An 11,450-nucleotide genomic window follows, 5' to 3' on the forward strand; every position below is an offset into this window, starting at 1 on the left:
CGCCTTACACCGCAAAAACCGCAATTTGACCCGTAAAAATTGAAACGAGGTGTTCATATTGCTTCCTTCTCATTGCTTTTGGATGCATCCATACCAACATATCCGCTGCCGGCAGGTCTATCCGGAAGTTGAAGCCAGCGCCTTTTCGCGTTCGGCAAAAGAAGCGGAGGGCTTGATGGCTGACGGACAAAGAATTTTAAGCAGGCTTTCAGCATCGCGTGCTTTGGCTCACCAAATCATGACGGCTGCCCAAAGCAACCAAAAAAATACCGTCCTTGCCCTGCTCAGACAAACCGGCGTCCGCAGCCAGCTTGATGCCTCTTTCGATCCCGACGGCATCCGCATCATGCTTATCAGCCCCCGCAGCAGAATATTCCTCCTCCTGCGTTGGTCTTAGCGCAAAAAAAATTCCGATCCCTAAAAAGGAGCCGGAATTTTTTTATAAAAGTTTTTGACACCAATCAACGGCTTCAAGATAGCATTGATACGCTTCATCTTTTGTTAAGCCTTCTGTTTCTGGCGTGCTGTCTTCCCATTCGTTTCGTTCGATCGATTTTGCAAGCCGCAAGATTTTTCGATAATCGTTTTCTTTGCCGAGCAGTGCTTGTCCTACTTCGTCCGTCAGCGGCAGTTCGCTGATGACTTCCGCCAGTTCTTTGTGAAGCAGTGTATCGATAAATGAAAACATGCCTGTCAGCATATAAGAAGCCGGCTGAGGGCGATTCGTTTTTTTCGCCAGCAATTCGCAAAGCTTCGCGCGGATCAGCGAAATCTTGACGACTTCGTTCTTGCTGGAGTTTTGTTTTTTCGTTAAATCCTTAAATGAGAGGATGAAGATCCACCTTTTGATTTCTTTAAATCCGAGAAGCACGATAGCCTGGCGGATGCTTTTAATCTTTTGAATCGGCCGATTGGCCGGAGAGTTCAACAGCTTCAGCAGCTGGTAGGAAAGCGACAAATCGCGTTCTATAATATTTGTGACGTTTTCAATATCAGGCTGATCTTCGCTTAATTCATGCAGCAGCTCATAATAAGCATGGAAATGATATGTAATGTCCTGACCGTCAATCACAGCGGGCTCGCTGAAGAAATAGCCTTGAAACAGTTGAAATCCGTCTTTTACAGCCTGCTCATAATCCTTTCGCGTCTCCACTTTTTCAGCGAGGAACGTCAGACGGTGGTTCCGGCATGATCGAAGGATGCTCTGTCTTTCCTGCCGCGTCGTTTTGAAAAAATCGATCTTCAAAATATCAATGGATGCCAAAAGCTGATGGAGCAAGTCCCTCTCCACGCGATGCTTTAAACAAAAATCATCAAGGGCAATCGTGTAGCCGAGGCTTTTCAAATGCCTGCACCTTTCGATAAGCTCAGGGGTGATCGGCACATCTTCAAGGATTTCTACAACGAGCTGGTCCGGATCAAAATAAGTCGGCAGCCCTGATGCCAAAAGACCTTCGGTAAAATTCACGTAATACCTTTTGCCTTCTGTCAATTTATCGATTCCAATGTTTAAAAAGCTGTTAATCATCAATTCTGTTGTCGCTTGATCACCGTCAATACCGGAAAAAAAGTTTTTCTCGCTTTCTCTGTATAAAAGCTCGTATGCGACAACTTGTTCTTTTCTGTTGAATATTGGCTGTCTGGCAACGAATACCCTCATTCTTCTTCCCCCTAGCGACTGAGGTGCCTTCGCTTTTAAGTATATCAATTAAATGAGCAAATCCCGTCCGCTTAAAAAATCCGCCCAAATATTGAACTTAATATTGAAAAACAGATAATCCCCGAAGAAATTATCTGTTTCAATCCCCAGTTATATTAAAAACTATCGTTTACAGAGTCAACCTTGATCCAGACCTTTTTTCGCCTTGATTTTTGCTTCGTGAATTTGCTGCATCTTGTTGTTCCAGCAAGCTTCGCTTAAATCGACAGGATATTCTTCGGGCTTGCTGATCCGCTTATACTCTTCCCAAAGCAAACTGAGATTTTCTTGAACATACCGCTTAATATCCTGAATGCTCGGATTCTCATAAACAAGCTCGCCTTTTTCAAAGATCGGCTGGTGAAGGTCTTTCGCATCAAAATTCGTCACAAACTTGCTGATAAACGTATGAACGGGGTGAAACATCTTCAGCCGCTCCTGTTCATTGACCTTTTCATAGTCCAAAGCGATATAATCGCCTTCTGAATGATGGTTCAGCTGATTGATGATTCTGTACACCTTTTTCAAGCCTGGAGTCGTCACTTTTTCCGGATTCGAAGAAATTTTAATCGTGTCTGCCATTTTTCCGTCTTCTTCGATGGAAACGAGTTTGTAAACCGCGCCGAGAGCCGGCTGATCATAAGCGGTAATCAGCTTTGTGCCGACGCCCCAGACGTCGATTTTTGCGCCCTGGGCTTTCAGGTTCATAATCGTATACTCATCAAGATCGCTTGAGGCGACGACTTTTGTATCTGTAAATCCGGCTTCATCCAGCATGGCTCTCGCTTTCTTGGACAAATAGGCGAGGTCTCCGCTGTCCAGGCGGATTCCCGAAAATTCAATTTGATCACCGAATTCCTTCGCCACTTTGATTGCATTTGGAATGCCGGAACGCACCGTATCATATGTATCGACCAAAAAGACACATTTTTTATGGGTTTCCGCATATTTTTTAAATGCCGTGTATTCGTCGCGGTAGGCTTGAACAAGCGCATGGGCGTGCGTGCCCGATACCGGAATGTCAAAACGCTTGCCGGCGCGGACATTGCTTGTCGCATCGAACCCGCCGATAATCGCGGCCCTTGCTCCCCACATCGCCGCGTCCATTTCATGCGCGCGCCTTGTTCCAAATTCGAGCGCCGTCTCATCTCCTATCACACTTTTGATTCTCGCGGCTTTTGTCGCGATCAATGTTTGGTAATTCACAATGTTGAGCAGAGCCGTTTCAATCAGCTGCGCTTCGGCCAAAGGCGCTTCGATCCTCATGATCGGTTCGTTTCCAAACACGATTTCGCCTTCCTGCATGGAATAAAGCGAACCGGTGAATCTCATATCTTTTAAAAAGCTGAGAAAGTCATCTTTGAAGCCCAGCTCTTCTTTTAAATAAACTAAATCGCTTTCAGTAAATCTGAAATCCCGCAAAAACTCAATCGCTTTTTCAAGACCGGCAAAAACGGCAAAACCGCTGTCAAAAGGGAGCTTTCTGAAAAACAGTTCAAAAACGGCTTTCTTTTGATCAATGCCGTCGCGCCAATACGTTTCCGCCATATTAATTTGATATAGGTCTGTGTGTAGTGCTAGACTGTCGTCTGTAAAACGGTGTTCCAACCTTCATTTCTCCTTCCTCAATCTGACACTGAGGCTCCCAGGGTGTTTGCAAAATGAGAAAGAGCCCAGTCGTGCCCGTCCGGGTTAAAGCTAGCCACTGCGTTTTGATGAATGACAAGATTAAACCCTTTATTATAAGCGTCTACTGCGGTATGGAGCACGCATATATCTGTGCATACGCCAACGAGGTGCAGTTCTTTAATATCCCTTTCACGAAGCTTCAGCTCGAGGTTTGTCCCGGCAAAAGCAGAGTACCTTGTTTTTTCCATGTAATAGACATTCTGATCATGTTCGTGTTTTCGATAAAGCGCTTCAAGCTTTCCGTATAAATCCTGTCCTGATGTACCTTTTATATTATGTGGAGGAAACAAACGGGTTTCCGGATGATGCGAATCGCCGGCCTCGTGTGAATCGACTGCAAATACGACGTAATCGCCGTTTTGAATAAACGTTTCCGCGAGACGCGTCACGGCGTCTTCGATTTCCCGGCCTGGTTCTCCGCACGTCAGCTTTCCGTCAGCTGCGACAAAGTCATTTGTATAATCTATACATATAAGAGCTTTTTTCATTGCCGCCCTCCCCGCCTTTTGTATGATAGGTAACATTATAACTTATCTAAACGGACAAGTGAATGGCGAATCAAGCGGATATGGCTGCAAAGCCGCGCCAGCAGCGGGTTTTTTCTTTTTCAGAAAAAAACAAAAACCGCGGGTTTTCGCACGCCCTGTGGAAGACGCGTGCGAAAACCCGTGCCTCATCTCTTGTTTAAAACCGACTGCTCAAAGATGTCGTCCTGAACATAAATCGATTCTTTCTCTACAGCCTCGCGCGCTGCGAGGACAAGTCCAAGGGGAGTATCCGATTGCTGGTCGGACACGATGGAAAAAGAAACACCTTGTTTATTGGACTCCTTGATGTAAGGAGATAAATGAGAGTAGTCGATTTCACCGTTCAGCAATAATGTCGCATCCGCTTTTGAGCCAAGCGCATCGATGACTTCGCGGTATGCCTGCGGACGCAGCACTTGTCCTTTCGTCAATGCGATGATAACCCGTTCCCTCAGCGAGCCTAAAAACAGTCTGCGTTCATCCGGCTTCGTTTCGCGTGGTCCATACATTCCCTGCTGTAAATATTGATCCATTGATTGGTCGCTCACGTCTTAGACCCTCCAGTTTATCTTGCTGGCAGCTTGTTTTAAGCTGCGTTTTTTTATCAGTATGCCCATGAAAACAGCGGGCATGAGCCCGGGCTACATTTCGGTCACCCATTGTACAATCTTTTTGGACAGCTCCTCGGCCGCATCCGCTTCAGCCACTTTCGACAATGACCGGTCAAGCTTTTCGGCGAGCTCTGCTTTTTCTTCCTCATAAGAAATCAGCTTACTCCACTCCAGTTGCGGCACAGCCACAAGCGTATGAAATTCCTTTTTATTTTCATGGAGGTAAACGTCTGTGATCATCTGATCTTTGTTCAAGGTGTTTGCCTTCCTTATTTTCATCTTTGTCACCTGCCTTATCTATCTTTTTTCCCATTATACTATAAAAAAGAAACAGCCTCTTTAAAAGAGGCTGTCACAGGTTCAATGACTTGAAACCGTCGATCACATCCGCATCTGTGAAGGATGTTTTATTGCTATTGTTTTGAATCAAACCGTAGTCCCCTGTTAAAAATGTACCCGCTCCTCCTCCGGAAACATCCGTGCACTTCGGGGAAATGGCAAACACATCTCCAAAGAAGGCTGCGCTGTCATCAACGACTTGCCTGATAAAAATCGGTCCGACGATCGCCGGCATCTTCACACCTCCGCCATTCAATTTATTACCATCATATGTGAAAATGGGCAAAACGTTCAGACTTCAGCATTTTCCGCCGTTTCTTTTTTATACCTCTGCCTTAAACGGACAAGGCGGACGATATTCAATGTAAAAGCCTTGAGCAGGGCATAAGCCGGAACGGCCAGGATCATGCCGAGAATGCCTCCGAAGCTTCCGGCGCCGATTAATAAAAGGATGATCGTCAGCGGATGCGTATTCAGACGGCGGCCGATAATCAGCGGCGACAGCAGATTTCCGTCTGTCTGCTGAACGGCAACGACGATGATCAGCGCGATGAATGCTTTCGTCGGCGAGTCGAGAAAAGCGATAATGACAGCCGGTGTCGCTCCAAGAAACGGTCCGACATATGGAATAATATTCGTCACGGCAATAATCACGCCGAGAATCAGCGCGTATTTCACACCGGCGATCCAAAAACCGATGAAGCACGCCGTTCCGACAAACATACAAACGATCAACTGTCCTTGAATGTAAGCCGCCAGCGTCTCATACAAATCCTTAAAAATTTTCAGTCCTTCATTTTTGTACTTGTCAGGCAGAATCTTGACAGCCAAATTCGGGAAACGGTTGCCGTCCTTCAGCATATAAAACAGGATGAACGGCACGGTAACAGCCGTGATCGCAATGTTGGTCACAACACCGAATACAGAAGACAGGCTCCCTGTAATATTCTCAGGCAGGCTCGTCAGATATTCGCCGATTGAGCTTTCGATTTTGGCAACCGATACGAAGTCCTGATTCATCATCCAAGTGAACCACTGCGAATTCGACATTTGCTTAATGAAAATCTGGATCTGTTTCACATAGGACGGGATGCTGTTAAACAGATCGGTCACCTGCTTTGTAAACACAGGACCGACAGCTGACAGCACAAACACGATCAATGCCACAAACGCCAAATAGATCAGCAGAATGGACAGCGTTCTCGGCAGCTTTTTCTCAAGAAACCGCACGATCGGATTGAATATAAAATACAAGATTCCCGCAATTAAAATCGGAGTAAATAAAGTCGATGCAAATACAATGATCGGTTCGAAAAGAAAAGACACTTTTGTCGACACATAAATAATAAGAAGAACCAATAAAATTTGCAGCGTCCAAAAATGGGTTTTTGATTTAAACAAGCTTTGTTTCCTCCCGGCTTTTTTCATTAATCTAAAAACTACTATTCCCACTAACGTCTGTCAACTGTTTTCCTTCCATTCATACGAAAAAGCTTTGACAGGGTTTCATTTCAACACCTTTTTGAGCAAAAAAGATTGACAGCTTCATCCGTTGTAAATACAATAATTACAACGGAAGGGTGATTTGATGAAGATCAGCAGCAGATTTACGATAGCCGTACATATGTTATCCTTGATGCAAGTCCGAAGCGACCATTTGACATCAGAGCAAATCGCAGACAGCGTCAATACCAATCCGGTCATCATCCGCCAAATCAGCAGATTGCTGAAAAAAGCGGGCTTGATTGAAGTAAAGCGCGGCACAGGCGGCGCGCACTTATTACGGGATGCCGGCGCCATTTCTTTGTATGATGTCTATAAAGCCGTCGAAGTTGTCGGTGAAGGCGAACTGTTTCACACTCACGAAAATCCCAATCCTGATTGCTGGGTCGGTGCGAATATCCACCAGGTTCTTGAGCTTATTTTATTAAAAGCGCAAACAGCCATGGAGACTATACTCAAAGAAATTTCTATAAAAGAATTGACTGATCTGATTATCCAAAAAAAGAATGCTTCTCAATGAGGCATGATTTTTTCCGCCTTGTTGTAACACCCACGCTTACAACGGGCGTCTGGCATTATATTTTTTCGCCTCGTTGTAATATTTTTCATTACAACGGTGGGTACCATGTGATCAACACAGACGAATTCGGATTTCCAGCACATTAAGGGAGGACTTAACATGACGAATCATATAAAAGAAATCAACTGGGAGCAAAACACCAACTCTTACATTCAGCTCATACCGAATATTGAGTACACAAAAGTGAAAGACACTTCTTTGACATTACATTTGCTGGCGCGCCGCAATCCAATGGATGCGTTATTTAACCGGGAAGGCAATCAAGAAACATACCCGCTGATTATTTATCTGCAAGGGTGCGGATGGGGGTGGACAAAACAGGATACATCCGCCTTTATCCCCCAGCTGGTTCCATTTGTCGAGCAAGGCTATGTCGTGGCAAGCGTTCAATACAGAGGCAGCGGAGAGGCGCTGTTTCCGGCTCAGCTTCATGATGTGAAAACAGCTGTCCGCTTTTTAAAAGCAAATGCCGAGTGCTATAACATCGATCCTGATAGAGTGGGAGTCTGGGGGGATTCTTCAGGCGGCCATTTGGCTCTTTTGCTTGGATTGACCGAAGGAATTGAAGAATTAGAAGGCCAGGACGAATACCGTCATGTATTGAGCAAAGTCGATGCGGTTGCGGACTGGTTCGGCCCGGTTGATCTTCTGTCCATGAGCAAGTATCCGTCCATCTTCGACCATGATTCACCCAATTCACCGGAATCCAAGCTGATCGGCGGACCTGTTCAAGAAAACAGAGAACAGGCGAAACAAGCGAGTCCGATAAGCTATGTTCACAGGGACGCGCCCCCCATTCTGATCATGCACGGGGATCAGGACGATGTCGTCCCTTATGAACAAAGCGTCCAATTGTTTGAAGCCTTAATAAAAGAGGGCCATGATGCCCTTATGTATAAAATAAACGGGGCCGGACATAACGGTTTTACCCAGGCTCATACCCTTGACATCGTCAAATCGTTCTTCCGCAAACATTTAAAGCCTGGAAAAGCATGAACATTGAAGGCCGGATATCCGGCCTTTCAGTGTATATTCCTATCTTTTATGAATATTTTCTAAATTTTTTTCAGTATATCGGTATAAAGTTCACCTTCAGAAAATAAGATGAAAACGCTTACAACAAAACCATGAGGTGAACAACGATGAAAAAACTGGTACTGCTCATGCTTGTTTTGCTGGTCGTGTATCCGCATGTATCGAAAGCGGGAGGATTTAAAGGAGGAGGAGGCGATCCGGGCCACTGGTTCGCGGGAGACCCTGTTGAACATCCTGATCCCGCAAAACCGCCGATTGTATTTGTCCATGGATTAAACGGCTCTTCAAGCGCTTGGTTTGACGAAAATGACATGGCGGAGCAGGCGTGGAAAAACGGATATGATGCGGCTTTTATCGATCTCCACCCCGATAAAGACATGCAGGATAACGGAGCGATGCTGGCCGCGAAACTGCGCGAAATCTACCAGCATTTCGGCCGCAAGGTCATTCTCGTTTCCTACAGCAAAGGCGGAATTGACAGTCAGTCGGCGCTGATTCATCACAACGCATACCATTATGTCGAGCGCTTGATTACGCTCGGAACCCCCCATCACGGTTCGCAGCTGGCAGACCTTGCCTACAGCAGCTGGGCAGGATGGCTCGCCGATATTTTAGGCCAGAAAAATGCCGCCGTTTACTCTCTCCAAACAGGGTTTATGAAATCGTTCCGCGATCAGACCGACAATCATCCCAATCGATCGAAAACCAAATATTTCACCTTGGCAGGCAATAAAATCGGCGGGTTCGGCAGCGTTTTATTTTTTGGAGGCGTCTATTTAAACATGTTTGGCGAAAATGACGGTGCCGTCACCGAAAAAAATGCGAGACTCCCTTACGCCACAAACCTGAATACAGGGAAGTGGGATCACTTCTCGATTATTAAAGGAAACCTCACATTTCCTGTATTTATGCCTTTATTGACGGTTCAGGCATATGCAAATGAAACAGCGGCCATCAAGGAAAACCTATCGTACCCTTTCATCAGAGGAGGGGAAAATCATGGATTGAGAGAAGAGGAATTCGCCGTTGAAAAAGGCGTCAAGGAAATAACCGTTCACTGGCTGAGCAATCATTCCTCGGGAAATATCAAATTGACAGATCCGCACGGCAAACCGCTCAAAGATTTTTCAAAAGCAAAGACGGCGGATGTTTTTGAAGGGGGATTCGTCCATTCCGCTGCCATTAAAAATCCGGCAGCAGGTACATGGAAGATCGCATCATCTGTCAAACAAAAAGAGGCGTTTTTGTTCATTGTGACGTTCGATTCTCCTCTGAACCAGCAAATTAAAAACGCAGTCACCAGAGAATCGGCAAATCTTGCGAATGTTAAGACGTCCGTTCGTTCTATCCGCTATGAAAACGGAAAACAGGCCGAGAAAAAGTCGCTGAAACCAGCTTCCATCAATGCGCTGCAAAACAGCCTGTCATTCAAAAAAGCGGGCTTGTATTCGGTGACGATCGACCTTTCAGGAAAAACGGCAGACAACTCGCCGTTTAACAGGACGATCATCCGCTCTATTTATGTAAATGACAAAGGGGAGAAGTTTGAAAACAGCCCTTTGTCCGATTAAACCGTTCTTTTCATGGGAGATAAAGATTCATCGACCATGCGGTCAAGTTTTCTGATCTTTTCAAGCGCCAGCTTATGATCGATTTTGCGGTAATGGTGGTTTCCGCCCGGCTCTTCATCCAGCTCATCCGCTTTTTTGACGATTTCCTGCAGCTTGTTTTTATCGAGGTCCCCTTCTGGCAAATAGGAATCCGTATGAAGCAAAATCGCCAAAGCAATCTCTTTTGCCGCTTTCCGATCTTCGCCGAGGCGGATCAGCAGCTTGTGAGCGCGCTCGGCACCCTTTATCGCGTGAATGTCGTTTTGCTTGTATTTTTCATAATCCCATTCCCCGTCGGTATACCATTCATAATGACCGATATCGTGCAGCAAAGCCGCTTTTGTCGCGATATCAGGGTCTACTCCCGCTCGCACCGCCAGGCGGTATGCGTGGTAAGCGCAGGCTACGGCATGAGCTACACCGGAGCGTGTTAAATATTTTTGTGCGATTGGATGGGTGAATACATCCACTAATGTTACGTTTCTCATGTAAACCCCTCCTTTATATATTTTTAGAATCCTAACATATTTTCATGTAAATCTCAATTGATCTGACACATCATATTTAAAATTCCGCTATATGAGCCGGCGCCATAATAAAATAAAAACAAGCACAATCGATTTGATGTGCTTGTTTTTTATTTTTCACAAAAACTCTTTAATGTCATACACTCTGCCGTTTTCAAAGTCGGTCTCAAGCAGATCGAGCAGAACGCCAGCGACGTAAGGCGTGCTTCTCAGCTTTCCTTCTGTTTGATAGATTTTGAATCGTTCAATTTCATGAAAGTCTTTTTTCGATGATGAACGTATTACCTCTTGCATGCCGGTATCCATGATCCCCGGTGAGAAAGAAATCATTTTCACCGGATCAGATTGATCTTCCTGTTCAAAGCCGAATGTTTTCGTGAACATATCGAGCCCCGCTTTTGAACTGCAGTAGGCGCTCCATCCTTTATAAGGGTTTTTGGCCGCACCTGATGATATATTGACAATCGATTTTTTGCCTTTGTATGGCTTGAGCCATTTGGTAAACAGCTGGCTGAGAATCACCGGAGCTAACAAATTTAAGTCATAATGCAGCCTCAGCTCTTCCGGTTCAGCTTCACCGGCGCGTTTGATCGGCGTCACCATACCCGCATTGTTGATCAAGGTGATCGAAGTAAAATCGCGGGCTTGGACAGATTCTGTCAATTGCCGAAACCACTTTTCTGTTTCGGCGAGCTGTGTCAGATCAGCCTCATGCCGGATCAGCCTCTCATGACTGACTTCAGACTTGGTCCTTGAGACAGCGTGAACAATATGGCCTTTTTGCAAAAGCCCTTCGGCAATCGCGGCGCCAAGCCCTTTTGACGCTCCGGTAACAATGGATAAATGCATACGGCGTCCCTCCTTATCCATTATTGTACTGATTCATCAGCCTGCTTCTCAAGTGCAGCGGTTTTCTGTTCCGGAAGAAACGCGGCGAGCACGTAAAAAACCGCCGTCAGTAAACTGAACCATTCGAACACAATCAGCTGGAGAGCTGCCCCAAAAACAAGCAGACCTTGCGTCCATGAACCGCATTTCCCTTTTAAAATGCGAATCAAAGCAAAGATCATGATGGCGAGTGCCACACCCGATCCTAGCAAGCCATAACCGTAGTGGACAAAGTCCGCCATTGCCTGATCGTGTCCCTCCCTCATCGATGGGTATATCAGTAAAATGATGCCTAATGTGCAGATGACCACAATGTAATAGAAAATGGATTCTAATATGAGCAGCCCGTGTACTGCCACAAGCATTAATAACCAAATCGACGCCAATGCAAAAGCTAACCATGCAGATAGCACCTTATAGAACCTCGGATTTTTCATTGTTG

General features: G+C 45.6%; 14 protein-coding genes. 4 read left to right on the plus strand and 10 right to left on the minus strand.

Annotated features, from left to right (window positions below):
* Window positions 1–175 precede the first annotated feature (175 nt).
* Entirely contained in the window at window positions 176–397 is a 222-nt protein-coding gene (locus CP943_RS17635; RefSeq protein WP_230368259.1) for a YuzC family spore coat inner layer protein, read from the plus strand.
* Window positions 398–439: 42 nt separating this feature from the next.
* Here CP943_RS17635 and CP943_RS17640 read toward each other — a convergent pair whose 3' ends face one another.
* From CP943_RS17640 to CP943_RS17670, 7 genes are all read right to left on the minus strand, one after another.
* A complete protein-coding gene (locus CP943_RS17640; protein ID WP_020452793.1) occupies window positions 440–1,660 on the minus strand; it encodes an EAL and HDOD domain-containing protein in 1,221 nt (406 codons plus the stop codon).
* 177 nt (window positions 1,661–1,837) lie between these two features.
* Window positions 1,838–3,247: a nicotinate phosphoribosyltransferase gene (locus tag CP943_RS17645; RefSeq protein WP_229029889.1), complete on the minus strand. Its 1,410-nt coding sequence runs from the start codon at window positions 3,245–3,247 to the stop codon at window positions 1,838–1,840.
* 77 nt (window positions 3,248–3,324) lie between these two features.
* On the minus strand, window positions 3,325–3,876 hold the full coding sequence (locus CP943_RS17650) for a cysteine hydrolase family protein (protein WP_020452795.1): 552 nt from the start codon (window positions 3,874–3,876) through the stop codon (window positions 3,325–3,327).
* Window positions 3,877–4,061: 185 nt separating this feature from the next.
* Complete coding sequence (locus tag CP943_RS17655; protein ID WP_026580054.1) at window positions 4,062–4,463, minus strand: YueI family protein; 402 nt, start codon at window positions 4,461–4,463, stop codon at window positions 4,062–4,064.
* 93 nt (window positions 4,464–4,556) lie between these two features.
* The gene (locus tag CP943_RS17660; protein WP_059231524.1) at window positions 4,557–4,805 is read right to left on the minus strand and encodes a YueH family protein; all 249 of its coding nucleotides are present in this window, start codon (window positions 4,803–4,805) and stop codon (window positions 4,557–4,559) included.
* Between the two features lie 73 nt (window positions 4,806–4,878).
* Window positions 4,879–5,100 carry a spore germination protein gene (locus CP943_RS17665; RefSeq protein ID WP_020452798.1) on the minus strand — a complete coding sequence of 74 codons (222 nt, stop codon included), beginning with the start codon at window positions 5,098–5,100 and terminating at the stop codon, window positions 4,879–4,881.
* A 56-nt stretch (window positions 5,101–5,156) separates the two neighbouring features.
* Complete coding sequence (locus CP943_RS17670) at window positions 5,157–6,266, minus strand: AI-2E family transporter (RefSeq protein ID WP_059231522.1); 1,110 nt, start codon at window positions 6,264–6,266, stop codon at window positions 5,157–5,159.
* Between the two features lie 187 nt (window positions 6,267–6,453).
* Between CP943_RS17670 and CP943_RS17675 the strand changes: the two genes are divergently transcribed.
* The 3 genes from CP943_RS17675 to CP943_RS17685 all read left to right on the plus strand — a co-directional run bounded on the left by CP943_RS17675 (window position 6,454) and on the right by CP943_RS17685 (window position 9,554).
* A complete protein-coding gene (locus tag CP943_RS17675; RefSeq protein ID WP_020452800.1) occupies window positions 6,454–6,888 on the plus strand; it encodes an Rrf2 family transcriptional regulator in 435 nt (144 codons plus the stop codon).
* Between the two features lie 159 nt (window positions 6,889–7,047).
* Window positions 7,048–7,944 carry an alpha/beta hydrolase gene (locus CP943_RS17680; protein WP_105981198.1) on the plus strand — a complete coding sequence of 299 codons (897 nt, stop codon included), beginning with the start codon at window positions 7,048–7,050 and terminating at the stop codon, window positions 7,942–7,944.
* Between the two features lie 146 nt (window positions 7,945–8,090).
* Window positions 8,091–9,554 carry an esterase/lipase family protein gene (locus CP943_RS17685; RefSeq protein WP_105981199.1) on the plus strand — a complete coding sequence of 488 codons (1,464 nt, stop codon included), beginning with the start codon at window positions 8,091–8,093 and terminating at the stop codon, window positions 9,552–9,554.
* Here the strand turns inward: CP943_RS17685 and CP943_RS17690 are convergent.
* The 3 genes from CP943_RS17690 to CP943_RS17700 form a co-directional block, all read right to left on the minus strand.
* Window positions 9,551–10,081: an HD domain-containing protein gene (locus CP943_RS17690; protein ID WP_020452803.1), complete on the minus strand. Its 531-nt coding sequence runs from the start codon at window positions 10,079–10,081 to the stop codon at window positions 9,551–9,553. The genes CP943_RS17685 and CP943_RS17690 overlap by 4 nt on opposite strands.
* A gap of 156 nt (window positions 10,082–10,237) precedes the next feature.
* Window positions 10,238–10,969 (minus strand): (S)-benzoin forming benzil reductase, encoded by a 732-nt coding sequence (locus tag CP943_RS17695; RefSeq protein WP_075212939.1) that lies wholly within the window; start codon window positions 10,967–10,969, stop codon window positions 10,238–10,240.
* Between the two features lie 20 nt (window positions 10,970–10,989).
* Window positions 10,990–11,445, minus strand: a complete 456-nt coding sequence (locus tag CP943_RS17700) for a hypothetical protein (protein ID WP_023856164.1) — start codon at window positions 11,443–11,445, stop codon at window positions 10,990–10,992.
* Window positions 11,446–11,450: the final 5 nt, after the last annotated feature.

It is taken from the genome of Bacillus paralicheniformis, assembly GCF_002993925.1.
In the GTDB taxonomy this organism is placed as follows: domain Bacteria; phylum Bacillota; class Bacilli; order Bacillales; family Bacillaceae; genus Bacillus; species Bacillus paralicheniformis.